General features: G+C 67.0%; 20 protein-coding genes and 1 pseudogene. 9 read left to right on the top strand and 12 right to left on the bottom strand.

Annotated elements, in window-relative coordinates:
• The first annotated feature begins 32 nt into the window (after positions 1-32).
• Both purE and IPK27_03150 read left to right on the top strand, forming a co-directional pair.
• On the top strand, positions 33-533 hold the full coding sequence (purE, locus tag IPK27_03155) for a 5-(carboxyamino)imidazole ribonucleotide mutase (GenBank protein MBK8066648.1): 501 nt from the start codon (positions 33-35) through the stop codon (positions 531-533).
• Positions 524-1,648, top strand: coding sequence for a 5-(carboxyamino)imidazole ribonucleotide synthase (locus IPK27_03150; GenBank protein ID MBK8066647.1), 1,125 nt, complete (start codon positions 524-526; stop codon positions 1,646-1,648). The genes purE and IPK27_03150 overlap by 10 nt, the downstream gene beginning before the upstream one ends.
• A gap of 79 nt (positions 1,649-1,727) precedes the next feature.
• On the opposite strand, the gene IPK27_03145 is transcribed toward IPK27_03150, so the two are convergent.
• The 6 genes from IPK27_03145 to IPK27_03120 all read right to left on the bottom strand — a co-directional run bounded on the left by IPK27_03145 (position 1,728) and on the right by IPK27_03120 (position 8,265).
• Entirely contained in the window at positions 1,728-2,300 is a 573-nt protein-coding gene (locus IPK27_03145; GenBank protein ID MBK8066646.1) for a superoxide dismutase [Fe], read from the bottom strand.
• 187 nt (positions 2,301-2,487) lie between these two features.
• On the bottom strand, positions 2,488-3,006 hold the full coding sequence (locus tag IPK27_03140; protein ID MBK8066645.1) for a 3-hydroxyanthranilate 3,4-dioxygenase: 519 nt from the start codon (positions 3,004-3,006) through the stop codon (positions 2,488-2,490).
• A gap of 46 nt (positions 3,007-3,052) precedes the next feature.
• Positions 3,053-3,493, bottom strand: coding sequence for a RidA family protein (locus IPK27_03135; protein ID MBK8066644.1), 441 nt, complete (start codon positions 3,491-3,493; stop codon positions 3,053-3,055).
• Between the two features lie 116 nt (positions 3,494-3,609).
• Positions 3,610-5,064, bottom strand: a complete 1,455-nt coding sequence (locus IPK27_03130; GenBank protein ID MBK8066643.1) for an aldehyde dehydrogenase — start codon at positions 5,062-5,064, stop codon at positions 3,610-3,612.
• A gap of 160 nt (positions 5,065-5,224) precedes the next feature.
• The gene (locus IPK27_03125) at positions 5,225-6,010 is read right to left on the bottom strand and encodes an SDR family oxidoreductase (protein MBK8066642.1); all 786 of its coding nucleotides are present in this window, start codon (positions 6,008-6,010) and stop codon (positions 5,225-5,227) included.
• A 203-nt stretch (positions 6,011-6,213) separates the two neighbouring features.
• Positions 6,214-8,265, bottom strand: a complete 2,052-nt coding sequence (locus IPK27_03120) for a histidine kinase (GenBank protein MBK8066641.1) — start codon at positions 8,263-8,265, stop codon at positions 6,214-6,216.
• Between the two features lie 183 nt (positions 8,266-8,448).
• Between IPK27_03120 and IPK27_03115 the strand changes: the two genes are divergently transcribed.
• Genes IPK27_03115 through IPK27_03105 form a run of 3 tightly spaced genes read left to right on the top strand, consistent with a single transcriptional unit; the run spans position 8,449 to position 9,968 of the window.
• Complete coding sequence (locus IPK27_03115) at positions 8,449-8,850, top strand: DUF350 domain-containing protein (GenBank protein MBK8066640.1); 402 nt, start codon at positions 8,449-8,451, stop codon at positions 8,848-8,850.
• A gap of 28 nt (positions 8,851-8,878) precedes the next feature.
• Positions 8,879-9,391 carry a peptidylprolyl isomerase gene (locus IPK27_03110; protein MBK8066639.1) on the top strand — a complete coding sequence of 171 codons (513 nt, stop codon included), beginning with the start codon at positions 8,879-8,881 and terminating at the stop codon, positions 9,389-9,391.
• Between the two features lie 7 nt (positions 9,392-9,398).
• Positions 9,399-9,968, top strand: coding sequence for a dCTP deaminase (locus IPK27_03105; protein ID MBK8066638.1), 570 nt, complete (start codon positions 9,399-9,401; stop codon positions 9,966-9,968).
• 199 nt (positions 9,969-10,167) lie between these two features.
• On the opposite strand, the gene IPK27_03100 is transcribed toward IPK27_03105, so the two are convergent.
• Positions 10,168-10,731, bottom strand: coding sequence for a hypothetical protein (locus IPK27_03100; protein MBK8066637.1), 564 nt, complete (start codon positions 10,729-10,731; stop codon positions 10,168-10,170).
• Positions 10,732-11,009: 278 nt separating this feature from the next.
• Here IPK27_03100 and IPK27_03095 point away from each other — a divergent pair, with 278 nt between their 5' ends.
• On the top strand, positions 11,010-11,990 hold the full coding sequence (locus tag IPK27_03095; protein MBK8066636.1) for a hypothetical protein: 981 nt from the start codon (positions 11,010-11,012) through the stop codon (positions 11,988-11,990).
• Between the two features lie 43 nt (positions 11,991-12,033).
• Here IPK27_03095 and IPK27_03090 read toward each other — a convergent pair whose 3' ends face one another.
• Positions 12,034-12,516 (bottom strand): GNAT family N-acetyltransferase, encoded by a 483-nt coding sequence (locus tag IPK27_03090; protein MBK8066635.1) that lies wholly within the window; start codon positions 12,514-12,516, stop codon positions 12,034-12,036.
• Between the two features lie 220 nt (positions 12,517-12,736).
• Between IPK27_03090 and IPK27_03085 the strand changes: the two genes are divergently transcribed.
• From IPK27_03085 to glgA, 3 genes are all read left to right on the top strand, one after another.
• Positions 12,737-13,606, top strand: a complete 870-nt coding sequence (locus IPK27_03085) for an alpha/beta hydrolase (protein MBK8066634.1) — start codon at positions 12,737-12,739, stop codon at positions 13,604-13,606.
• Between the two features lie 66 nt (positions 13,607-13,672).
• Entirely contained in the window at positions 13,673-14,944 is a 1,272-nt protein-coding gene (glgC, locus tag IPK27_03080; GenBank protein MBK8066633.1) for a glucose-1-phosphate adenylyltransferase, read from the top strand.
• A complete protein-coding gene (gene glgA / locus IPK27_03075; GenBank protein ID MBK8066632.1) occupies positions 14,941-16,371 on the top strand; it encodes a glycogen synthase GlgA in 1,431 nt (476 codons plus the stop codon). Before glgC ends, glgA begins: the two co-directional genes overlap by 4 nt.
• 24 nt (positions 16,372-16,395) lie before the next feature.
• Here the strand turns inward: glgA and IPK27_03070 are convergent, their stop codons facing one another.
• The 4 genes and pseudogenes from IPK27_03070 to IPK27_03055 all read right to left on the bottom strand — a co-directional run bounded on the left by IPK27_03070 (position 16,396) and on the right by IPK27_03055 (position 24,512).
• Entirely contained in the window at positions 16,396-19,590 is a 3,195-nt protein-coding gene (locus tag IPK27_03070; GenBank protein MBK8066631.1) for a type I restriction endonuclease subunit R, read from the bottom strand.
• Positions 19,587-21,442 (bottom strand): annotated as a pseudogene (locus IPK27_03065) (putative DNA binding domain-containing protein). The gene IPK27_03070 and the pseudogene IPK27_03065 overlap by 4 nt, the downstream one beginning before the upstream one ends.
• Entirely contained in the window at positions 21,442-22,032 is a 591-nt protein-coding gene (locus tag IPK27_03060; GenBank protein MBK8066630.1) for a restriction endonuclease subunit S, read from the bottom strand. The pseudogene IPK27_03065 and the gene IPK27_03060 overlap by 1 nt, the downstream one beginning before the upstream one ends.
• The gene (locus IPK27_03055; GenBank protein ID MBK8066629.1) at positions 22,029-24,512 is read right to left on the bottom strand and encodes an N-6 DNA methylase; all 2,484 of its coding nucleotides are present in this window, start codon (positions 24,510-24,512) and stop codon (positions 22,029-22,031) included. Before IPK27_03055 ends, IPK27_03060 begins: the two co-directional genes overlap by 4 nt.
• Positions 24,513-24,580: the final 68 nt, after the last annotated feature.

Here is a 24,580-nt window from a genome sequence, read left to right as displayed (position 1 = left end):
CCCGGCTATCTCCAGAAGCGACCGTGGAACCGATCTTGCCGCAGGTGGGTGTGGTGATGGGCTCGCGCTCGGACTGGGAAACCATGTCCGCTGCTGCAGAACTGCTGGATGAACTGCGCATTCCGCACGAGGTGCGGGTGGTGTCGGCGCATCGCACGCCCGATCTTCTGTTCAGCTACGCCGAAGAAGCCGAGGAGCGTGGTATCCGCGTGATCATCGCCGGCGCCGGCGGCGCCGCGCACCTGCCGGGCATGCTGGCGGCCAAGACCTGGCTGCCGGTGCTCGGCGTGCCGGTGCAGTCGCGGGCGCTCAACGGCATGGACTCGCTGCTGTCGATCGTGCAGATGCCGGCTGGCATCCCGGTGCTCACCCTGGCGATCGGCCAGGCCGGCGCCAAGAACGCGGCGCTGGCGGCGGCGGCGATCCTCGCGCTGACCAATCCGCCACTCGCCGCACGCCTTAATGCGCTGCGCCAGGCGCAGACCGAACGCGTGCTCGCTGAGCCCGATCCGCGGCGGCCGGCATGCGAATAGGCGTCATTGGCGGCGGCCAACTGGCGCGCATGATGGCGCTGGCCGCAGCGCCGCTCGGCGTGCGCGTGCATGCGCTGGATCCGGCGGTGGACGCCTGCTCCGGCGAGGTGGCGCCGCTGGAAGTGGCGGCTTTCGACGACCTCGCTGCGCTGCATCGTTTTGCCGATGTCTGCGCCGCGATCACCTTTGATTTCGAGAACGTCTCGGCCCCGGCGCTGCGCGAACTGGCGGCCGTTCGTCCGGTGCGCCCGAACCCGCTGTCGCTGGCGACGGCCCAGGACCGCGGCTCGGAGAAGGCGCTGTTCGCGCGCATCGGCACCGGCGTGGCGCCGTTCGCGATCATCGACGACGCCAGCCAGATCCCGGCGGCGATGGCATCGGTCAGCTTCCCGGCGATCCTGAAGACGCGTCGCTTCGGCTATGACGGCAAGGGCCAGATCAGCGTCGCCGACGCGTCGCTGCTGGAGGACGCCTACACCCGGCTGGGTCAGGCGCCCTGCGTGCTGGAGACCCGCATCGGTTTCCAGCGCGAGCTGTCGATCGTGGCCGTGCGCTCGCAGGACGGCGAACTGCGCTGTTACCCGCTGGTGGAGAACATCCACGTCAATGGCGTGCTCTCGGTGACGCTGGCACCGGCCCGGGTCGGGCCCGAGCTGGTCGCGGCCGCCGAGTCTTGCGCCGCACGACTGGCCGAGGCGCTGGACTATGTCGGCGCCTTCGCGATCGAGTTCTTCGAAGTGGACGGACAGCTGCTGGCCAACGAGATGGCGCCGCGGGTGCACAACAGCGGCCATTGGACCATCGAAGGCGCGGTGACGAGCCAATTCGAGAACCACATCCGCGCGGTGGCCGGCCTGCCGCTGGGCGACACCACGCCGCGCGGGGTGTCCTGCATGCTGAACTGGATCGGCGAGTTGCCCGACCGCAACCGGGCACTCACGGTGCCGGGACTGCACTGGCACGACTACGGAAAGTCGGCACGCGCCGGGCGCAAGGTGGGCCACGCAACGATCACTGCGGGCGACACGGCGGAGTTGCGACGGCGGCTCAAGCTGGCCGCCGAGTTGCTCGGGCGGCAGGCACAGATCGAGCCGGCGCTGGCGCGTCTGACGTAGGCCGGTGTACGGCGCAGCTGCCTCGAAAGTACCCGGAGAACGCGCCAGGGCGCGCACTCCGGGCTCCGCGAAGCATCGATCAGCGCATCTGCGCCGAGACGAAATCCCAGTTGACCAGGTTCCAGAAGGCCTCGACGTACTTCGCGCGCAGGTTGCGGTAGTCGATGTAGTAGGCGTGTTCCCACACATCGCAGGTCAGCAGCGGCTTGTCGTCGCCGGTCAGCGGGGTGGCGGCGTTGCTGGTGCTGGCCAGCGCCAGCGAACCGTCGGCGCGCTGCACCAGCCAGGCCCAGCCGGAGCCGAAGGTGCCGATCGCGGTCTTGGTGAACTCTTCCTTGAACCTGTCGAAGCTGCCAGCGTCGATGGCCGCTGTCAACGCGCCCGTCGGGGCGCCGCCGCCGTTCGGCTTCAGGCAGTTCCAGTAGAAACTGTGGTTCCACACCTGGGCCGCATTGTTGAACACGCCGCCGGAGGACGAACGCACGATCTCTTCCAGGCTCTGGTTCTCGTGCGCGGTGCCCTTGATCAGGTTGTTCAGGTTGGTGACGTAGGCCTGATGGTGCTTGCTGTAGTGGAAATCGATGGTTTCCGGCGAGATATGCGGCACCAGCGCGTCGCGGGCGTAGGGCAGGGCGGGGAGTTCGATGGCCATGGGGCGATCCTCGTGGAGGGTGACGGGATTGGGGATGCTAGCGCCTGAGCCGTTGATGCGGTGTCAGGTGTTGGTGTTAGTTGTTGGTGTTGGAAGGACTCGTGGTACTTCGCTCGCGGACAGGCTGATATCCCAGAGCGCCGCTGCGTTGCCTTTTCCAACACCAACACCAGCAACCAACACCGCTTCACCCGTATCGCCCCGGCGCCGGATTCAAATACCCGCACGCGCTGCAGGTGCGCTTTTCGGTGGACGAGTAGAAGCGGTCGAATACGGCACCGAACTGGGTTTCGATGTTCTCCAGTGCGAAGAATTCCTCGTACAGCTTGTGGTTGCAGCGTTCGCAATACCACAGCAGGCCGTCGAGTTCATGCGCCAGGCGCTTGCGTTCGATGACGAGGCCAATTGAACCAGCCATGCGCTGCGGCGAGTGCGGGACTCGTGGCGGCAGGTAATAGATCTGGCCGGCGCGGATCGGCACATCCTGGGCGCGACCCTCGTGCTGGATCTTCAGCACCATCTCGCCTTCGAGCTGGTAGAAGAACTCCGGGCCGTCCTCGACATGGTAGTCGGTGCGCGCGTTCGGCCCACCGACGATCATCACGATGAAGTCGCCCTGCTCGATGCACTTGTTCGCCACCGGCGGCTTGAGCAAATGGCGGTGCTCGTCGATCCAGGCGTTGAGGTTGATCGGGGATGGCCACATGGGATTCGTCCCGGGGTTGGTTCGATGAGTGGATCGGGCTCGTGGGTCACAGACCCGCGCGTACCGCCGGCGCCTGCGCAACGCACTTGAGTTCGATGGCGATCGGCGTCGGCAGGGCGCTGATGCCCAGCGTGGTGCGGCAAGGCGCCTGCTCCGGGTCAGGGAAATACTCGGCCCAGATCCGGTTGTAGACCTTGAAGTCGCGCGCCATGTCGGTGAGGTAGACGGTCACGTCGACCAGATCCGACCATTGCGCGCCACAGGCTTCCAGCACCGCACGCACGTTGGCGAACACCGAATGGCACTGCGCGGCGATGTCGTACTCGACCAATGCGCCGCCGGCATCGTGCACATTGCCCGGGATCGAGTTGTCCTCAGGCGAGCGCGGGCCGATGCCGGACAGGAACAGCAGATCGCCCACCCGCCGTGCATGCGGATAGTGGCCGACGGGCTTCGGTGCGGTGCTCGTGTGGATGCTGGCGGTCATGTATGGGGTGTGAGTAGTCAGTAGTGAGTAGTCAGTAGCAGCCGCTCGCTTGCGCAAGCCCGCGCAACCGCCGGATTTTACCCGCTACTCACTACTCACTACTCACTACTCACCACTCACACCCTCAACGACACATTCTTCGGCTCGGTAAAGAAGCGCATGCCGTCGAGTCCGCCCTCGCGGCCGAGGCCGGAGTGCTTGACGCCGCCGAAGGGCGTCCGCAAATCGCGCGCCATCCAGCAGTTGATCCAGACGACGCCGGCTTCCAGTTCCGCGGCGACGCGGTGCGCGCGCGAGAGGTCCTGGGTCCACACGCTCGCGGCCAGGCCGTAGCGGGTGCTGTTGGCGTAGGCCAATGCCTGCGCCTCGTCGTCGAAGGCGGTGATCGTCGCCACCGGGCCGAAGATCTCTTCCTGGTTGACGCGGCAGTGTGCGTCCAGGTGGTCGAACACCGTCGGCGCCAGGAAATAGCCGTTGGCGCAGCGACCTTCGACGGCCACCCGTTCGCCGCCGGTCAGCAGGCGTCCGCCTTCCTCGTGCGCCAGGGCGATGTAGCTCTCGACCTTGTCGCGGTGCGCGGCTGACACCAGCGCGCCAATGTCGCTCTGCGGGTTGCGCGGATCGCCCACGCGCAGCTGGCGCACGCGCTCGACGAAAGCCTCGCGGAAGCGCGCAAGCAAAGGGCGCTCGACCAGGATGCGCGAGCCGCACAGGCAGATCTGGCCCTGGTTGGAGAAGGCCGCGCGCACGCATTCGGCCACGGTGCGCTCGAAGTCGCAGTCGGCGAACACCACGGTGGCGTTCTTGCCGCCCATCTCGAGCGAGAGCTTCTTGAACTGGGTTGTTGTCGCGCTGGCGATGGCGGCGCCGGTGGCGGTGCTGCCGGTGAAGGAGATCGCCTTGATCTTCGGGTGCGCCACCAGCGGCTGGCCGCAGCGCGGCCCGCTGCCGTGCACGATGGCGAGCACGCCCGGCGGCAGGCCCGCCTGCTGCACGATCTCGCCGAGCAGCCAGGCGGTTACCGGGGTGATCTCGCTCGGCTTGGCGATCACGCAATTGCCCGCCGCCAGCGCCGGCGCAATTTTCCAGGTCAGCAGGTACAGCGGCAAGTTCCACGGGCTGATGCAGCCGACGATCCCGAGCGGCTGGCGCAGCGTGTAGTTCAGCGTGCCGACTTCGCCGACATGGCTTTCGGAGGCAAAACTCTCGGCCATCGAGGCAAAGAAGCGGAAGTTGCTGACCGCGCGCGGAATGTCGACGCTGCGCGCCACATGGACCGGCTTGCCGCTGTCGCGCGACTCTTCTTCGGCAAAAGCATCCAGCTGCGATTCGATCAGGTCAGCGATCCGCCGCAGCATCGCCGCGCGTGCACTCGGCGCGGTCGCCGCCCAGCCGCGCTGCGCCCGCTGTGCCGCAGCGACTGCGGCATCGATGTCAGCCGCGCCGGAATCGGGCACCTCGGCATAAACCTGCCCCGTCGCGGGTTCGGTCACCGGCAGCCAGGCGCCGGAAAGCGGCGCGCAGTAGTCGCCGTCGATGAAATTGGTCAGGCGCAGCAGGGAATCACGCATGGTTCGGGACGAGGGCACGAGGGCAAGAGAGCACGAGGGCACGGGAAAGCGGGTGCCGGGCCATTTCGTGCCCTCGTGCCCTCTTGCCCGCGTGCCCTCCCGTCACGGTCATGCGCCAGGCGTCATGCCGCTTGAGTGTCACCACCCGCGAGCATATCGCTCACAGGCACAGCGTGCGTCCGCCATCGACCGCGAGGCTGACGCCGGTGATGTACCCGGCGGCCGGCGAAGCGAGGAAGGCGATTGCCGCGGCGACCTCGCCGGCGTCGGCGAAGCGGCCCATCGGTACCACCGACTTCATGCCGGCGGCCACCGCGTCCTCGCTGGCGCCGCTGGACTTCATCTTGCCGGCGATCAGCCCGTCGAGGCGCGCGGTCCGGGTGAAGCCGGGCAGCACGTTGTTGACCGTGATCCCTTCCGGCGCCAGTTCGGTGGCCAGGGTCTTGGCCCACGAAGCGACCGCGCCGCGCACGGTATTCGACACGCCCAGACCCTTGATCGGCTCGCGCACGGACGTGGAAATCACATTGACGATGCGGCCGTAGCCAGCCGCGCGCATGCCCGGCAATGCCAGCCGCGTCAGCAACTGGTTGCACAGCAGATGCTGGCCGAAGGTGTCGAGGAAGGCCTCCTCGCTGGCCAGCTCGATCGGCCCCGGCGGCGGCCCGCCGGTGTTGTTGACCAGGATCTGTGCCGGGAACTGCGCCAGCCAGTCGCCAGCGATCCGCGCCAGCGCCGTGCGGTCGGCGTAGTCGGCGACCAGCGCGTGGTAACGGCCGCGCCGAATCGCCGTCAGTTCGACCAGCGTCGCATGCAGGCGCGCTTCATCGCGCCCGATCACGGTGACATCGGCACCCAGTTGCGCCAGCTCAAGCGCCGCGGCGCGGCCGATGCCCTGGCTGCCGCCGCCGATCAGGGCGTGGCGGCCGGTGAGGTCTAGTTGCATGGGTGTCTCCAGTGGATCGACTGCGGCAGTCTAGTGTGAGATGCGGGTTGTCGGTTGTCGGCAGCAAGAGCCGGTGGTCGGGAACCTGTGGCTTCAGCCCTTCTCCGGCGGCCGCTGGAAAGATCGCCGACAGAGTCGGCTCCCACAGGTGTCGCGGCGTGTGAGCTTCGCTGCCACCAACAACCAACAACCAACAACCGCTCCTAACGCATGCCCCGCATGCGCATCCGGAACTCGACGCCGCTCATGTCGGGCAGGTTGGCGGCGCTCGCTTCGCCCTGATGCAACTCGGCGACGAGGCGGACGATGTAGAGGCCAAGGCCGAGGTGTGGGGACATGGTGGCGCGGCCGTCGCGCACGCTGATGAGCGAATCGAACAAACGGTCCTGCATCTTCTGCGGCAGTGGCGGGCCGTTGTTGGACAGCACCAGATCGATGCTGCCGATGATCTTCACTTCCAGTGCCAGGCGAATCGAGCCGCCGGGTGGGCAGAAGCCGAGGGCGTTGTCGACCAGCTTGTCGAGCGCCTGGTGGATCAGTTCGGGTGCGCCGTGGAAGGGCAACGGATTCTCCGGCACCGCAAGGGTGAACTCGCGGTCCTCGGCCAGGTCGCGATAGCCGGCCGCGGCGCCGATCAGGAATTCGCGCAGGTCGAAGTCCTCGGCCTCGGCGCCGGCGATCGCGCTCTCGATGCGGCTGGCCTGCGACAGCGTACGCAGCAATGCGCCGAGGCGTTCGGCGCCGGAGCGCGCGCGCTCCGCGTAGATCCGCGCCGATTCGGTCATCGCCTCCTGTTCCAGGTTTTCCAGCGAGGACTTGACCACCGCCAGCGGGGTCGCCAGCTCGTGCGAGAGCTTGCCGCCCAGGGTGCGCAGGTAGTCGGTGTAGGCGCTGACCTGGTCGAGCAGGCGGCCGAAGCTGCGCGAGAGGTCGCCGATCTCATCGACCGCACTGGAACGCGGGAAGTTGCCGACGACGCGACCTTCCGCGGTCAGTGCGTTCTCGGCGGCGTTGCGCAGTTTGCGGATGCGGTAGGACAGGTAGCCGGCGTAGCCGAACAGGATCGCTGCCGCGACCAGCATGGTCAGCAGTCCGCCGAGCAGCAGGCTGCCGAGCGCGCGGTTGGTCCATAACAGCAGCGCGTCAGAGGTCTCTTCCAGCATGACCACGCCGACCACGTCCGAGCCGTGCAGCAGCGGCAGGGCCACGGTCAGGATCACGCTCGCCTGGCTCGCCGCCGGCCGCCAGGTGGCGCCCGGGGTGCCGGTCAGCGCAGCGTCCACCTGGGTGGTTGTCAGGCGCAGCAGGTTGTAGGCGTAGCCGTCGCCGCTGGCCATCTGCGGCGCCAGCAGGTGACGGTAGACCAGCGCGCGCAGCCAGCGCAGGAAGGAAAGTTCGTGGTCGTCATCGGAGGTGTCGCTGCCCGGGCGCAGGCTGCCGCTGCGCGCCAGCACATAGCCCTCGCCGTCGAGCACCCGCAGCCGTGCGTTCTCCGGCACCAGGCTGCGCAGCAGCGGGCTCTCGCGCCACAGCGGCGCGAGTGCCCGGTAGCGCAGGCCGCGAGCGGCGCTGCTGGCGCTGGCACGCGGCAAATCGGCGCCGATGACCGGGTAGTCGCGCACATCCAGCGCCAGTTCCAGCCCTGGATCCGCCACCGGCACGCGCAGTTCCACCCGATAGCCGCCCGGCCCTTCGGTCCACGCTGCCGGCAAGTCGAAGCTGGGCTGGCGGCCATCCGCGCCCGGCATCGGCTGCGCAGCGGTGATCCCGTCGCCCATACGCGCGACGCGCCAGCGGCGTTCGCCATAACGATCGCGCAGCCACAGGTCGATGTGGTCCGCATGCTCTCCAAGGGTGCCGTCGGCGGCAGCGGCGACCGGCGTGTCGTCGTCCACCTCAAGCCATAAATTGATCGCGCCCGGGCCGCGGCCCACGTACAGGCGTGCGCGCAGGCCGCCTTCGCTCGGCAACAGTTCGGGCTCGACATGCCAGGAGCCCCAGTCGTCCGGGTAGCCGTCGGTGGCCACGTCGATGTTCATCGGCCGCGCATGCAGCACCGCGGGCGCGATCAGCGCGGCGCGCAAATCGCCATCCGCCGCCGGCAAGGCGCTGGCGAGCGTGCGCGCAGACGCCATCACCGCACGCTCCTGGCTCTGCCTGAGCGTGGTTTCCATCTGCACCACGAAGCGCCAGCCGGCCAGCGGGAACACCGCGGCCACCATGGCGATCAGCAGCAGCTTGAGGCGTAAGGGCATGCGTGGGCGGGACGACAGGAAGGTGCGGAGTTCAACCGAAAGCGCGCCGCGACGCAAAGGAGCTTCCGGGGCAATTGTCCCGCGGCCCTGGCAACCGACCGGCGCGCGGTCTTCGCGATCATCCGCGTGACCTCACGAAATTTCCGGGCTAGTCTGCGCCCCCATGCGCCGGGCCCACCCATGATGCCGAATTACCTGAGCCATCTGCCCGAATTCGCGGCCTTTTTCGCGATGGGGATGCTGTTGCTCGCGGCGTTCTGGTCGCTGTACACCCTGGCCACGCCGCACAGCGAACTCGAACTGATCCGCGCCGGCAGTGTCAGCGCCGCGGTGATGCTGGCGGGTGCGATGCTCGGTTTCGCCATTCCGGTGGCAGTCGCGATGGCGCGCAGCGAGGATCTGTGGCAATTGGCGCAATGGGGCCTGGTGGCGCTCCTCGTGCAATTCGCCACCTATCTTGCGGCGCGACTGCTGCACCGCGATTTGCACGCGGCGATCGAGCAGGACCGCGTGTCCGTCGCGTTGTGGGTTGCCACCCTTTCGCTGTGCACAGGCATCGTCAATGCCGGCGCGCAGCTTGCCTGAACTTCATTCCTGACTTGTCGAGGTTGCCATGACTGATCTGACCGCTGTGTTCAACACCTCCCGCGGCACCATCCGTGTCAAGCTGACGCCTGACCTGACGCCGCTGACGGTCGCCAGCTTTGCCAACCTGGCGAAGCGCGGCTTCTACAACGGCCTGAATTTCCACCGCGTGATCAGCAATTTCATGATCCAGGGCGGCTGTCCGGAAGGTAGTGGACGCGGCGGCCCGGGCTACCGCTTCGGCGATGAATTCGCCAGCTCGCTGCGCCACAACAAGGCGGGCATCCTGTCGATGGCCAATGCCGGCCCGGGCACCAACGGCAGCCAGTTCTTCATCACCCACGGGCCGACGCCGCACCTGGACGGCAAGCACAGCGTGTTCGGCGAAGTGATCGAGGGTCAGAACGTGGTCGACGCGATCCGCCAGGGCGATGCGATCAACTCGATCAGCATCGAGGGCGATGTCGATGCCTTCCTCGCCAGCCCGAAAGTGGCCGGCAAGGTGGCCGAGTGGAACACCGTGCTCGACAGCCGCCGCTGAAACCGCGATGAGCATCAAGAGCGACCACTGGATCCGCCGCATGGCGGAGCAGCACGGGATGATCGAGCCCTTCGCGCCCGAACAGGTGCGCTACGGCGGCGACGGGCAGCGCCTGGTCAGCTACGGCACGTCGAGCTACGGCTACGACGTGCGCTGCGCCGACGAGTTCAAGATCTTCACCAACATCAACTCGACCATCGTCGATCCGAAGAACTTCGACGAGCGCAGCTTCGTCGACTTCAAGGGCCCGGTGTGCATCATCCCGCCGAACTCCTTCTGCCTGGCGCGCACAGTGGAGTACTTCCGCATTCCGCGCAGCGTGCTCACGGTGTGCCTCGGCAAGAGCACCTACGCGCGCTGCGGGATCATCGTCAACGTGACCCCGCTGGAACCGGAGTGGGAAGGCCACGTGACCCTGGAATTCAGCAACACCACTCCGCTGCCGGCCAAAATCTACGCCAACGAGGGCGTGGCGCAGATGCTGTTCTTCGAGTCCGACGAGGTCTGCGCCACCAGCTACCGCGACCGCGGCGGCAAGTACCAGGGGCAGTTGGGAGTGACGTTACCGAAGACGTGACACGAGATGCGCGGCGGCCGGTGCGGTCACCGCCGCCCGCGGACCGATTACGGTAGCGCGACATCGCAGGGAGCATCTGGCGACACGCCGCAAGACGTCCCGCGACGGATTTCGCTGGCGCGATACGCTCCGGATGTCTCGCGACGCACCGCTCGAGGTATCGCGTGACCCGACTCCGGTGTCGCGACACTCAGGGCCGTCAGCCCTCGAAACCGTTGGCGAACACGGGATCCGCTGCTGGATCCGTCAGCGTGCATCCGCTGAGGGTGGCGGTGTACGGGCCCTGCGCGGCGAGGAAGCCGTCGAAGTACACGAAGTAATCCACCCCGGGCTGCGCCGCGAAGCTGATCACCTCGGTGCCGAGCCCGCCCGTGGCATCGGCGGCCGCGAGGCAGCTGCTGTCGAGGAACTGGGTGCTGCCCGGATCCGCGATGGGGCAGGTGGTGGCCGCGTAGACAGCCGGATCCGACTGGTTGGCACCCGAGAATCCGCCCACCACGGTCACTGTGGCCGTGCACGGGCTGGCCACTTGCAGCTTGACCACCTGTTCGGTCGCCTGGCCCGAGGCGGGCAGCAGCGAGGCGCCGGGCTGCCCGGCGCAGGCATTCAGATCGTACTGGTTGCCGAAGCTGGCGACGGTGTTGCCGCTGATGCTCGGCGACAGCTCATAACCTGCGATCTGATCGCAGCGGTCGACCGGGGCCGCCGAGAGCGCCGGTGCCACGGCTAGCCAGGTGACGATCGACAGTCGGTTCCTGCGCATCGAGGGATCTCCGCAACTGCGCCCGCGAACATGCGGCGTCGCGACAGGATTGCGCAGCGCCGTCACCCGGGCAAGTCCGACTCGCCGATTGTCTGCATCCCGGCGGCGCATCCGGACGCCCGTCGCGCAGACAGCGGGACCTGCCTTTCGTCCTGGTTCCCGGGGCGGGACTGCTGGCACTGGCCGCGCCGTCCCGGCGCTCGCCAGACTTTCGCCGGTCCAGGCAAGGAAGACACGTCATGCAGGTCGCGGCGAGGATGCGGGAACCGCTCGCACGAGTGGTCGGATGGATGCTGGCCGGGCTGTCCGGCGCGGTGGCGGCAGTACCGGTCGCACTGCCGGTGGACTTCAGTTGCGACCGGTTTTTCGTCACCCCGACGACCGCCGGCGGCGAGACCCTGCGGCTGTACACCGATACCGGTGGCGGCCTGTGGCTGGCCGAATCCAGCGTGAACCGGCTGCAGCTCGACGTGGTCAGCCTGCGCGACGGCGATCGCGAGATGCGCCTGGCCGCGTTCCCGGCCTTCGCCCCAGGTCAGGGTATCCCGGCGCTGGACCCTGATACTGACCGGCGCGACGGCCCGGCGAAGGGGCGGCTGTACGTCCTGCCGCCGGATCCGCGTGTGAACTTCGGCGATGGCATGCTCGGTCAGGACTGGTTCGGCGGCCGTCGCTGGACCTTCGACTATGCACAAGGTCGTTTGCTGGCCGATGCGGCGCCGATCGATGCGAGCGCGCCGCACAGCGTGCCGCTGGGATTCCCGGTGGACGAAGACGGCCAGCGCAAGACCCATTTCCCGAGCATCGTGGCACGCGTCGATGGCGTCGAACTGCCTTTCCTGTTCGACACGGGGGCGACCATCTCAGCCTCCGCCGACGCGGCGAAGGCGATCGGTGTTGGATCTCCCGGCGACTGCGCCACCAGCTTCATCGTCGCCAGCCTGTTCGATGCCTGGCGCAAGGCCCATCCGGACTGGCGCGTGGTCGAGAACGCCGATCTGCGCGGCGGCGCCACCAAAGGCGAGGCGATGATCGAAGTGCCGCAGATGGAGATCGCCGGCCACCGCGTCGGCCCGGTCTGGTTCACCCGGCGCGCGGATTCCAACTTCCACGAGTACATGTCGGGTTTCATGGACCGCAAGGTCGATGGTGCCCTGGGTGGCTCGCTGCTGCGCTGGTTCGTGGTCGATGTCGATTACCCGGCAGCGCGGGCGCGATTCACGCTCATCGAGGGTCCGCGGCCGGCGCCGGTGCGTTGAGGCGCCCGGCAGTTGCGCCAAGCACAGATCGGCGAAGCTCCGGCTAGCCCGTCGCCCCCGAAGCCAGCGCCGCCAGCGCTTCGCCGCTGACCCGCTGGACCGTCCAGTCGCTCATCGACTGCGCGCCCAGGCTGCGGTAGAACTCGATGGCCGGCGAGTTCCAGTCCAGCACCCACCACTCGAAACGCCCGCAGCCGCCCGCCAGCGCGATCCGCGCCAGCGCCTGCATGACCTGTCGCCCGTAGCCGCGACCGCGGAAGGCCGGTCGGATGTACAGGTCTTCGAGGTACAGCCCGGGCTTGCCGAGGAAGGTCGAGAAGTTGTGGAAGAACAGGGCGAAGCCGGCGACTTCGCCGTCGGCCTCCACGATCAGCGCCTCGGCGCGCGGCTGCGCACCGAACAGATGCGTTTCCAGCAGATGCGCCGTCGCTTCGACCTCGTGCAGCAGGCGCTCGTAATCGGCCAGCTCGCGGATCAGTTGCAGGATCAGCGGGCAGTCGTCGATGGTGGCAGGGCGCAGATGCATGGCCAGCTCAGGGAGAGGTGAGGGCGACCACGATAGCCAACCGCCTTCCCGTTGCGCATCGATCTGCGATGATCAAGGCGAGGGCGCAGTAGCGATCCATCGCACCGAACCCGCTCTTGCGTGCCCTCGCTCCCTCGTGGCCTGAAGTTCGATACGCGAATCTGCGCATCGACAAGGGCGGCCGGGGCTCCCGACCGCCGGCCCCACTGGAGATCGCGCAATGCCCGACGTCGAGCGATGGTTGGCCACCGGTGGCTGGCTCGGCTGGCGCGGCCGGCAGATCTACGTGCGCAGCGTCGGCAGCGGTGAACCGGTCCTGCTGTTGCACGGCTTTCCGACCTCCTCTCTGGACTGGCATCGGCTGGAGCCCCTGCTCGCCGATCGCTTTCGGCTGATCTCCTTCGATCTGCTCGGCTTCGGCCTGTCGGACAAACCGGCGGACGGCGATTACCGCATCGCCGCGCAGGCCGACCTGGCCGAGGCGGTGCTGGTGCATTTCGGCATCGACCGCTGCCGGGTGCTGGCGCACGACTACGGCGATACCGTCGCCCAGGAACTGCTGGCGCGCCAGATCGATGGCAGCAGCCGCTGGACTTTGCAGCAACTGTGCCTGCTTAACGGTGGACTGATTCCGGAGTGCCATCGCCCGCGGCTGATCCAGAAGTTGCTGGCATCGCCGATCGGGCCGCTGGTCGCACGCCTGACGCGATATCCGCGCTTCGCCGCGGCGATGCGCAAGATCTGCAAGCAGCCGCTCGACGACGCCGAACTGGGCGCGATGTGGTCGCTGATCGAGCACAAGGACGGCCGCCGGGTGATGCCGCAGCTGATCGGCTACATGGCCGAACGCCGCCGCCATCGGAAACGCTGGGTGTGTGCGCTGGCGCACGCGCCAATGCCGCTGCGCCTGGTCGACGGCATCGACGACCCGATCTCGGGACTGCACCTGGTGCAGGGCTATCGCCGGCTGGTGGCGAACGCCGATGTCGTGGAACTCGCCGGCGTCGGCCACTATCCGCAACTGGAGGCGCCGGCAGCGGTCGCGGCTGCGTTCGTCGAGTTCTCCGACCGGCTCAAACGCCCGGTTTGACGAAACTCCGGGTCGAGTTTGCGCATTCGTCTAGGATGGACCCGTCGTCCGAAGGAGTGCTTTGCGATGCGCGACCAGCAGGATCCGCGATTCGTCAGCCGGCTGACCAAGGAGACGCTGGCGCTGGTGCTGGCGGGCGGGCGCGGGACGCGCCTGAGTGCGCTGACCGACTGGCGCGCCAAGCCGGCGGTGCCCTTCGGCGGCAAGTTCCGCATCATCGATTTCCCGTTGTCCAACTGCATCAACTCCGGCATCCGCCGGATCGCCGTTCTGACCCAGTACAAGTCGCACTCGCTGATCCGCCACATCCAGATGGGCTGGGGCTTCCTGCGCGGCGAGTTCAACGAGTTCGTCGAGCTGTTTCCCGCGCAGCAGCGGGTCGACGAGACCTCCTGGTACGCCGGCACCGCCGATGCGGTGTTCCAGAACATCGACATCCTGCTGTCGCACGCTCCGCGCTACATCCTGGTGCTGGCCGGCGATCACATCTACAAAATGGACTACGGCACGATGCTGGCCGAGCATGTGCATCGTGGCGCCGACTTCACTGTGGGCTGCATCGAGGTGCCGCTGGTGGAAGCGAGTGCCTTCGGGGTCATGGCGGTGGACGCCGACATGCGCATCCGCCAGTTCGCCGAGAAACCGGCGGCGCCGGAGCCGATTCCCGGGCGCAGCGACGTGGCGCTGGCGTCGATGGGCATCTATGTGTTCAACACGCAGTTCCTGATCGACCAGCTGGTCAGCGATGCGGCCGACAAGTCCTCGAGTCACGACTTCGGCAAGGACATCATCCCGAAGGCGATCCACGCGCACTCGGCGCTGGCTTACCCATTCCGCGATCGCGAGGATCGCAGCCGCCAGGCCTACTGGCGCGACGTCGGCACCGTCGAGGCCTTCTGGAAGGCGAACCTGGAACTGCTCGATCCCTTGCCGGAGCTGAATCTCTACGATGGCGACTGGCCGATCTGGACCTACCAGGAACAGGTGCCGCCGGCGAAGTTCGCTGCGCAGGACGGGCGCGCCGGATGCGCGCTGGATTCGATGGTCTCGGGCGGTTGCCTGGTCGTCGGCGCCACCGTGCGCCGCTCGCTGCTGTTCTCGAACGTGCGCGTCGAAATGGACGCCGAGATCGATGAATCGGTGCTGCTGCCGGACGTCTCGGTCGGGCGTGGCTGCAAGATCCGCCGCGCGGTGCTCGACAAGGGCTGCCGGATTCCCGATGGCATGCACATCGGCTTCGATCCGGTGCGCGACGCCGAGCGCTTCCACGTGATCGCCAACGGGGTCGTGCTGGTGACGCGCGACATGCTCGGGCAGTTGCGCTACGTGCCGCTGTGAAGGTCCTGTTCGCGGCCTCCGAGGTCTATCCGCTGGTCAAGACCGGCGGGCTGGCGGATGTCGCCGCCGCGCTGCCGGCCGCGCTGGCGCGGCAGGGCATCTCGATGCGCGTGATCATGCCGGCCTATCGCGGTGTGCCGGCGCGTTTGCGGGACGCGCGAGCGATCGCCACCGTCGAGGTGCGCGGGCAGGCGCTGACGGTGCTCGCCGGCACCCATCCGGACAATGGCGTGCCGCTGCTGCTGCTCGACGCGCCGGCGCTGTTCGACCGCGCCGGCGGGCCCTATGTCGACGCCGATGGACACGCCTTTGGCGACAACGCGCTGCGCTTCGCGACCTTCTGCGAGGCGGTGGCAAAGATCGCCGGCGGCGCAGCGGGCGGCGAGCTGGCGGCCGACCTCGTGCATCTCAACGACTGGCACACCGGCCTGGTACCCGTGTACCTGGCGCAGGGCGCCGCGCGGCCGCGCAGCGTGATGACCATCCACAACCTCGCCTATCAGGGCATTTTCGATCACCCGCAATACCGTGCGCTCGGCCTTCCGGAGGATCTGTGGCACCCGGAAGGCGTCGAGTTCTATGGCGATTTCTCCTTCCTGAAAGCCGGCCTGCAACTGGCCGACGCACTGACCACGGTCTCGCCCACCTATGCGCGCGAGATCCAGACGCCTGAGTTCGGCGAGCGCCTCGATGGCGTCCTGCGCGCGCGTTCCGCGGTGCTCACCGGAATCCTCAACGGCATCGACGAGAACGTGTGGAACCCGGCCACCGATCCGCTGATCGCGCAGCGCTACGACGCCGCCACGGTGGACGCCGGAAAGCGCGCGAACAAGGCCGCGCTGCAGCGTGAGCTGGGGCTGGTGCAGGGCGATGACCCGCTGCTGGCCTTCATCGGCCGACTCGCCCACCAGAAGGGTGCGGACGCCTTGCTCGCCGCGCGCAGCGAACTGGACGCGCTGCCGCTGCAGCTCGTCGTGCTCGCCTCGGGCGATCGCGGCCTCGAACGCGGATTCGCCGAGTGGGCGGCGTCGATGCCGGGTCGGGTCGCCGTCAGCACAGCCTACGACGAGGGCCTGGCGCACCGCATCGAGGCCGGCGCCGACATGCTCATCATGCCCTCGCGCTTCGAGCCCTGCGGCCTCAACCAGATGTACAGCCAGCGCTACGGCACCCTCCCGCTGGTCAGGCGCGTCGGCGGCCTGGCCGACACGGTCGACAGTTTCGACCAACCCGATGGCACCGGCATCCTGTTCGAACACAGCGATGCTGGCGGCGTCGCCTACGCCGTCCGCACCGCCCTCGACTGCTGGCGCCAGCCCGAGGTTTGGACACGCCTGCAGGCCAACGGCATGGCGCGCGACTGGTCGTGGACTGAGTCTGCGCGGCGGTATGCGGAGCTGTATCGGGCGCTGTTGCCGGTACGATGACGCCTGCTGCGACGCGGCACGGCATCAAGGCTCGGCTGCATACACCCCGGCATTCCGCTCCGGATAGCTCTCGTACACATGCTCGAACAGGGCTGAGCATTTCTGCGCGTACAGCGGCCGGTCGTAACCTGCGGGCAGTTGGTCGAGGGTGTCTTCGATGGCGAGTTTGAGGGTGGAGCGCGCCGCCGACTTCTGCCGCCAGTTGAGCACCAGCAGGGTCTTGAGCCGCGCCAGCAGTTCGCGGGCCACTTTCTTGACCTCGTCGCGTTCGGCGGTGGTGAGCGCCGGTGCGGGGCGGGTCAGGATGTCGAAGATGACCAGTTCTTCCTCGCTCAGGTGCTCACGGATGTGGCGCTGCTGCTCGTCATTCAGGCTGTTGGAGAGGTTCAGCAGCTCCTCGAAGAGCTGTTCGATATTACGGCTGCCGTTGTTGTAGCTCTCGATCAGCGCCTCGAACTTCTCGGCGAAGTCGGCGCGCGTGCGGTTGAGGCGCACGAGCTTTTCGAGCCGCGCCTGGATCGCCGCCTTCAGCGCCTCCAGGTCGGTGTTCTTGTGCTTCGATTCCTTGAAGCGCTGCGCCAGCGCCTCGAAGTTGATCTTCGACAAATCGATGGCCGGCGGCCCATCCTGCCGGATTGCGGTGCCGGTGATCGACTCGTCCAGCACGCCGGCGATCTGAGCGAGGATCGCCTGGATGTCCGGCGGGTTGGGATTGAGTCGGGCCCGAATGACGGCCGCCAGGGTGGCGATGCCGGACACGCGCGCGGAGAACTCGATGGCCGCGGGATCAGGTTTGACGGCGCGGTACAGCGTGGCGACGAGCTTCTCGTGTCCCAGGAACTCGCGGCGCCGCGCATCGGGGCCGATCAGCGCGTTGACGGCGTCCTCGACCGCCGCCAGCCGCTGCAGGCTGCCCAGCGGCAATGCCTCGATCCCTGCGAAGTCGACGCCGTGGCCGGCGCAGAAGGCGGTTACCGCAGCGACAGCCGCACCGAGCGCCGCGGCCAGCTCGGACTTGTCCTTGACCGGGTTGGCGCCGCCCTTGCCGGCGCCGTAGATGGCCAGCGCCCGCTCCAGCGACGCGAACACATTGGCGTAGTCCACGATCACGCCGCTGTGCTTGCCCGGGTACACGCGGTTGGCGCGGGCGATGGTCTGCATCAGCGTGTGGTTGCGCATCGGCTTGTCGAGGTACACGGTCGAGCAGCTTGGCGCGTCGAATCCGGTCAGCCACATGGCGCAGACGAACACCAGTTGCAGCGGGTCGGTGGTGTCCTTGAAGCGCTCGTCCAGGCTTGGCTGCGAGTCGTTCATCCGCCGGCGGTGCGGCTCGATGTCGAGGCCGAGCTTCTTCATCTGCTCGATCTCGTTCTGCCCGGGCGAGACGATCAGCGCCATGTCGGTGCTGCTCAGCACATCCAGCCGCGCTTTCAGCTCAGCGCGGCGCAGATCGCGCCGGGCCTGGTCGGGGCTCGTCTCGCCACCGCGCGGCTGGTAGCCGAGTTCGCCGAGCTCCTTCTGCACCCGCGCCGTCTCGGCGGCCCAGTGCTTCCTGACCTTGTCATGCATCCGCAGCGCGGTGGCCTTGTCGATGGACACCACCATCGCCTTGCCCAGGAATCCGCGGCCGAGGAAGTGCCGCACGATGTCCTGCGCCACCGTCTCCAGCCGGTCGTCGCGGGTGATCAGGTGGTATTGCCGCCCCAGCACCTTTTCGAGCTTCGCTTCCTGGTCGGCATCCAGCTCGGCATCCTCGATCAGGCGGTAGATGTCGTCGTTGAGGTCGGGGTTGACCAGTTCCAGCTCCGGCGTGCGGTTCTCGTAGTAGAGCGGCACCGTCGCGCCGTCCTCCACCGACTGCTGGAAATCGTAGATCGAGACATAGTCGCCAAACACCTCCCGCGTGCGCTCCTCGCCGGCGATCAGCGGGGTGCCGGTGAAGGCCAGGAACATCGCCTTGGGCAGCGCCGCGCGCATGTTCAGCGCCAGCGTGTCGTACTGGCTGCGATGCGCCTCGTCGGTCAGCACGATCACATCGGAACGGTCGGTCAGCGCCTCGGGCGTCTGGAACTTGTGCACCAGGGTGAACACATAGCGGTGGTTGCCTCGCAGCAGTTCGCGCAGGTGCGCGCCGCTGCTGGCGTGGCAGGCATCGCCCTCGGCCTCGCTCACCGCGCCCACGGTCTTGAAGGTCTTGGCGATCTGCTGGTCCAGCTCCACGCGGTCGGTGACCACCACGAAGGTCCAGTTGCCGGCCAGTTTGCGCAGCACCTTCTGCGCGAAGAACACCATCGAGAAGCTCTTGCCGCTGCCCTGGGTCTGCCAGAACACGCCGCCGCGCCCGTGGCCCAGCTTGCGCGCCTCCAGCATGGATGCGATGGCATTGTTGACGCCGAGGAACTGGTGGTTCTGGCCGAGCACCTTGACCAGACCCGCCTTGTGCTCGGAGAACAGCGTGAAGTTCTCCACCAGGTCGAGCAGGCGCGCGCGGTCGCAGCTGCCGCGCAGCATCACCTCCAGCGACACCCGGCGCGGCTCGTCCTCGCGCGCGATGCGCTTCCACTCGAAGAATCGCTCCCAGTCGGCGGTGAGCGATCCCACCCGGCTGTCGCTGCCATTGCTGGCAATCAGCAGCGCGTTGAACCAGAAGAGCTGCGGGATCTGCTGCTTGTAGTGGGTCAGGTTCTCGTCGAAGGCCGCGCGCGCCGGCACACCGGGCTTCTTCAGCTCGACCACCACCCAAGGCAGCCCGTTGACGAAGCCGACCAGGTCCGGGCGACACGTGTACAGGCTGCCGACCACGCTGAGTTGGCTGGCCAGCAGGAAATCGTTGCGCTCCGGGTGCTCCCAGTCGACCACCCGCAGTCGCTCGGTCTTCTGCCCGCCGTGCTCGCGGTCCGGCACCGAGACCGGGATGCCGTCCTTGAGCAGCCGGTAGATCTCGCGATTGGCCGCCGCCAGGCTCATCGCCGAGCGGTCGCGCACCAGTTCATCGATGGCGTTCTGGATCGCCTCGGCTGGCAGACCGGGATTGAGCTGGGTGAGCGCCGCGCGCAGCCGCGGAGTGAGCACCACCTCGCCTTTGGTTTCGCGCCCCAGCGTACCGCCCGCGCCAAGGGACTCGTCCACCGCCGACACCGTCTGCCAGCCGATCTCGGCAAACAACCCGATGGCGGGTTGCTCGACGAGCTGGTCTTCGGTGTAGGGGTGGGCGGTCATGCAGTCGCCTTGTCGCTCACGGGCCGGTCTGTCGGCACGGTGTAACGCTGTTCCGGGTGGTTTTCCATCGCCGGGATGGTGTAGGCAAGCAGACCTTCGCCGACCATGGGGCCGAGGAACTCACGGACCAGGTGCTTGTGGTCCCGTCCACCAAGCAGCGTCGCCAGGTCTCTGGCGCTGAGGGCGCGCCAGGCACAGAGGTCACGGATCAATGTCCGCAGGGTGTCCTTGCGTGGCTTGGCCCCGGCGGCGGGGATCCTGGCTCGCAGCGTAGCCGGCAGATCTGGCGAGAGCTGGTGTGTATCCGCCGGTAGCTGGTGTGTATTTGGGGTGGGGTGGTGTGTATTCGGGGCGGGGTGGTGTGTATTTGGCGTGGGGTGGTGCGGATTCCCCGTGATCCCGGGGGAACGGTCGACGAGAGACTGGGCTGCGAACACCACGCTTGGGACATAGTAGGTCCGGCTACCCGCGCCCTTCATCTCCAGCAAGCCCAGGTCCCGCAGGCGGCGCAGGTGGAATGAGGCGTTCAAGGTATCGGTCCGGTTGATGGCCCGATACGCGGCGTTGTCGATGGCACCCAGTTCCCGCACGAACACCAGGGCGCGGGACTCTTCGTCGCTGATCGGTTCCCCGGTGAGCCTGCGCAACCAGATGAGATCGTCCGGCCCCAGGAAGTGATGGAACAGGAAGGTGGCGACAAACTGGTCAGGGCGCGACGACTCGAAAGTGGGAGGCAACAGGTCGTGGGCGAGCATCAGTTCGCGCATGGCGCGAATGCCGCTGCCCTTGGTCTCGGCGATGTTCACCTCGTGCAGCACGGCGGCAATGCGCGGGTTGCGGGTTTCCGAGCCGTGGCGTAACGGATGATCTGGATTGCGCCGTGGATGCGGTAGCTGCGGTGCATTACGGCGTTGACGATGGCCTCGCGGATCACCCGCAGCGGCAGCGCGGGTTCGTCTTCGCGCGCCAGGGCGCCTTCGGGCAGCGAGAAGGACTGGAGCAGTTCGTCGCGCACCGTGCTGGTGGCGCGGCGGATGGCGGTGAACAGCGGCGCGCGGATCTCCAGGGTGTCGAAGCGGTGATCCGGGTTCTCCACCCATTGCCGGCCAGGCACCCGGATGTAGTCGATGCGCATCATCGGAAAGCAGCGGCGCAGGGCCATGGTCGACCCGAACAGCACGATGCCGGCCACCGTCGGCTTGAGCAGGCCGTTCTCGCGCTTGGCACAACCCAGCGCGCGCAACAGGTCGTCGTCCGACCAGGCCAATTCCTCGGCGTCCGGATTAATCGCACGGCGTTGCTGCCGGTAGTCATTGATGGCGGCGGGATCGATGTCGCTCATGTCGGCATCGGGCAACACGGCCGCGTCGAAGGTATCCGCCTGGTGCCCGGCGTACAAAGCCACCAGATCGTCTTCCGTTCCCTCCTGGTCGGTCGGGCCGACGCGCCGGAAAGCGCCGCGTGGCAACCCCAGGTTCTGGATGAAGATCGGCTTTTCGGTGGGCGCCGCCTCAGGCACGAAGACCACCACGACGGTCTTGCCATTCAGTGCTTCGACCGACACCCGCGGCCGGATGGGCCGGTTGAAGACGACGGCGCACTGGCTCGCAAGGTCCGACTGCAACTGGTCCGGATCGACGATGCCGTCCACCCGGTAGGCGTTGGAGAACAGGTCCTGCGGGTCGCGGCTCACGCCCAGCAGCAGATAGCCACCGCCAAGGCCAGGTTCATTGGCGAAGGCGCACACCGTTTCCATGATCGAGCGGTCGACCTGGCGTGCCTGCTTGGCCTCGATGCGGTGCGACTCGTCGAGCGCGGCGAGTTCCTGCAGCAGGTCTTCGGCGGTGCGCATCATGGCGCGAGGGCCTCCACATCGATCTGGCCCGAGAGAAGGCGGGGCAGCAGCAGGTCGCGGGTGCGGCGTAGGTTTTGGGTTTGACGCTGGAGCGCGAGAATTTGTTCGGCCATCGGCCCGGCGATGGCTTCAAACCGCTCGACGAGTCGGCCCGGTGGCTGCAAAAACGAGATGGTCTTGAAAACGCCTCGACTGATTTCCTTGAAGGTCGCGCCCGACGCCATCCGCTGAAACGTCGGCACGTTTTCCGTCAGCCAGTGGAAAAGGAAGTAGAGCGGCACGCGCTCGTTCGGCAGGCAGGTGATGAAGCCTTGGTTGGTGCAAGCCTCATGCGTGTTGATCGCGATTGCTCCAATGGTGGCCCGACTGGTGAGCATCACGCTGCGCGCAGGGAACATTCGCGCCGAGCTCTGCGCGAGTCCGCGCTCGGTAATGTGGTCGCTGGAATCGTCCATGAACATCGCGCCTGCGCCGGTCAGGTCGCTTGGTGAGTACCACTGAATTGTGCCGCCTTCCCAGAAGCCCACTTCCTTTCGTGATGGCGTTCCACCGCCGGAGATCGCGAATGCCTCGGCTACCGTCGTCACCTCCCACCCCAGCGGAATCTCGCCGAGGGGGAAGGGATGCGGGGGATGGACTCGGAGCCGGGGAAGCGGAAGTGGACGAACCACTCGCGATAGAGGGCGCGGGCCATCGACTCCAGGATCTTGATGCGCCGCTGGCTGTTTTCGATCAGTTCGTCGTAGGCCGACAGGATGCCTGCGATGCGCTGCTGGATCTGAAGGGGGGGGAGTGACACCTCGAAATTCCGAAGAATCTCCAAGTTGATGTGCGGAACGCCAGAGGCGAATGCAAGGTTCTGGATCGTCTGAACCGTGCTGGGAGACGAGAAGAAGTAGTAAAGGAAAAGTGCGTCTGCCTGGAGAGGGTCAGGCGTTAGTTTCATCTGGCTCTGAGAGATGACGAAGCGTCTGAATGGTGAGTCGAGTGGAATAAGCCCAACTTGGCCAATTGTCCCTCGCTGTGTGAAAACCAAATCACCTGGGTGAGCGTTATTCGGAAGAAGCTCGTCTGCTTTTTCCTCCGAAACCCATACGAAATCCTCGAATGAGAATCGAGCGCTCCCCGAGATGTTCGTGCCGCGAATCACCGGTACGCCGGAATCAGCATAGTGCCTAGTTGAGAGCTTCGATCCGAATGGTCCGCCATTCAAGGCCCACCGCTTGTCGCGATAAACAAGCCCCTCTCCCCTCGGGAGAGGGGTTGGGGGTGAGGGCGAAAGGGCTGGAAGGGGCGCATGCAGCGCGTTCCAGATGGATTCCAGTACGGCTTCGGTTTGCACCAGAACGTCGTTGTTCCAGAAGCGTAGCGTCCGTACACCGGACTCACTGAGCGTCTGGTCGCGCTTCGCATCCCGAACGGCCTGTTCCGCGTGCTGGCCACCATCCAGTTCGATGCAAAGCCGCGCTTCGTGGCAATAGAAGTCGAGGATGTACGGTGGATGCGGATGCTGTCGGCGAAATTTGAAACCAGCGAGGCGGCGATCGCGCAGCAGGGACCAAACCAGACTCTCGGCGTCGGTTTGCCGTTGCCTGAGTTCGCGGGCGAACGTGATGTGCTCGGCGGGAATGTCTCGGCGGGAAGTGGTGACTGAAGGCGCCCTCACCCCCGGCCCCTCTCCCGGGGGGAGAGGGGAGAAATGCTCGGTCAGCTTGGCCGCGGTTTCCGCGCCGCCGAGGGTCAGGTCGGGGGCCTCGCCGCGGTAGAGGCGCACGAGGTTGGCGATGAAGCCGATCTGCGCCGGTGTCCAGTCGCGGTGGGCGCGGTCCACCTGGCGGTAGATGTGGCGGGCGTCGATGAAGAGCACGGTCTCGGCGCGCGCGGTGCCGACCTTGCTGCGGTCCAAAAACCACAAGGTGCAGGGCAGCGTGACCGTGTAGAACATGTTCGGGCCGACGGCGACCATCACGTCCACCGCGCGCGCCTCGATCAGTTTCTGGCGCAGTTCCTGCTCGCTGGCGCGCGCGTCGGAGGCCGAGTTGGCCATCACGAAGCCGGCGCGGCCGATGACGTTGAGCGCCGAGTAGAAGAGCTGGATCCACAGGTAGTTGGCGTTGTCGGTGCGCGGCAGGCCGAAGGGAAAGCGCCGGCCGGGGCCGACCATGTCCTTGAGCCGCTCCTTGTCCACCGCATTCACGTTGAACGGCGGGTTGGCCAGCACGAAGTCGAAAGCGCCAGTGGCCGCGTGCGGATCGTCGTAGTAGCTGTTGACGTTGCCGCCGTGGCGGATGTCGCCCTCCAGCCCGTGCACCGCCAGGTTCAGGCGGCACAGGCGGCCGGTCTCGTCGGTCTTCTCCACGCCGCAGATGGACAGCTCCGCGGCCGGATTGCGCTGATGCTCCGCCACGAAGCGCGCCGACTGCACGAACATGCCGCCCGAGCCGCAGGCGGGATCGAGGATGCGGCCGTGGTAGGGCTCAATCACCTGCGCGAGCAACTGCACGATGCTGCTTGGGGTGTAGAACTCCCCGCCGCCCTGGCCCTCGCTCATCGCGAACTCGCCGAGGAAATACTCGTAGATCCGGCCGAAGGCATCGAAGTCCAGCGTGGCCGGGATCTCCGAGATCTTCTTCAGCAACTCCTTCAGCAGCGTGCCGGTGAACAGATTGAAGGTCTTCGGCAGCACACCCGCCAACTGCGGGTTGTGCCGCTCCACCTCACGCATCGCCGCATTGACCTTGCCGCCGATGTCCGCCGCCTCCGGCAGCGTCAGCAGGTAGTCGAAGCGCGCCTCCGGCGCCAGGTAGAGCACGTTGTCCGCGTGGTAAGCCGTGGGCTCATCGACCCGACTGCCGCGGCGCGAGGACGTCCCCGCCGCCTCCAGCTTCGCCCGCTGCGCGGCAAACCGCACCTCCGCAAAGCGCAGGAAGATCAAGCCCAGGATCGGCCCCGAGTACTCCTGCGCCTTCAGCCCCGAGTTGGCGCGGAACTGATCCGCAGCGTCCCACAGGCGCTTTTCGAGCGAGACGGCGGCGGAGTTCTTCTCGGTGGGGGCAATCCAATGCATGCGCGGCGGGTCCTGTTCCGGTGTCGAGGTTAACGACAGGCTGCAGGCAAGCTCGTGTCAGTTGCTCG

The organism is Rhodanobacteraceae bacterium (genome assembly GCA_016713135.1).
Classification (GTDB): Bacteria; Pseudomonadota; Gammaproteobacteria; order Xanthomonadales; family SZUA-5; genus JADKFD01.
Note: the sequence above shows the minus strand (reverse complement) of the source record. Positions and strands in the feature narration are given on the sequence as shown.

Bases quoted from the DNA above. Each gene is read 5' to 3' on its own strand.
- IPK27_03125 (MBK8066642.1), bottom strand. From the start codon at position 6,010: ATGCAACTAGACCTCACCGGCCGCCACGCCCTGATCGGCGGCGGCAGC.
- IPK27_03140 (MBK8066645.1), bottom strand. From the start codon at position 3,006: ATGTGGCCATCCCCGATCAACCTCAACGCCTGGATCGACGAGCACCGC.
- IPK27_03110 (MBK8066639.1), top strand. From the start codon at position 8,879: ATGACTGATCTGACCGCTGTGTTCAACACCTCCCGCGGCACCATCCGT.
- IPK27_03085 (MBK8066634.1), top strand. From the start codon at position 12,737: ATGCCCGACGTCGAGCGATGGTTGGCCACCGGTGGCTGGCTCGGCTGG.
- IPK27_03145 (MBK8066646.1), bottom strand. From the start codon at position 2,300: ATGGCCATCGAACTCCCCGCCCTGCCCTACGCCCGCGACGCGCTGGTG.
- IPK27_03100 (MBK8066637.1), bottom strand. From the start codon at position 10,731: ATGCGCAGGAACCGACTGTCGATCGTCACCTGGCTAGCCGTGGCACCG.
- IPK27_03105 (MBK8066638.1), top strand. From the start codon at position 9,399: ATGAGCATCAAGAGCGACCACTGGATCCGCCGCATGGCGGAGCAGCAC.
- IPK27_03135 (MBK8066644.1), bottom strand. From the start codon at position 3,493: ATGACCGCCAGCATCCACACGAGCACCGCACCGAAGCCCGTCGGCCAC.
- glgC (MBK8066633.1), top strand. From the start codon at position 13,673: ATGCGCGACCAGCAGGATCCGCGATTCGTCAGCCGGCTGACCAAGGAG.
- IPK27_03120 (MBK8066641.1), bottom strand. From the start codon at position 8,265: ATGCCCTTACGCCTCAAGCTGCTGCTGATCGCCATGGTGGCCGCGGTG.
- IPK27_03115 (MBK8066640.1), top strand. From the start codon at position 8,449: ATGCCGAATTACCTGAGCCATCTGCCCGAATTCGCGGCCTTTTTCGCG.
- IPK27_03070 (MBK8066631.1), bottom strand. From the start codon at position 19,590: ATGACCGCCCACCCCTACACCGAAGACCAGCTCGTCGAGCAACCCGCC.
- IPK27_03090 (MBK8066635.1), bottom strand. From the start codon at position 12,516: ATGCATCTGCGCCCTGCCACCATCGACGACTGCCCGCTGATCCTGCAA.
- IPK27_03150 (MBK8066647.1), top strand. From the start codon at position 524: ATGCGAATAGGCGTCATTGGCGGCGGCCAACTGGCGCGCATGATGGCG.
- IPK27_03130 (MBK8066643.1), bottom strand. From the start codon at position 5,064: ATGCGTGATTCCCTGCTGCGCCTGACCAATTTCATCGACGGCGACTAC.
- IPK27_03055 (MBK8066629.1), bottom strand. From the start codon at position 24,512: ATGCATTGGATTGCCCCCACCGAGAAGAACTCCGCCGCCGTCTCGCTC.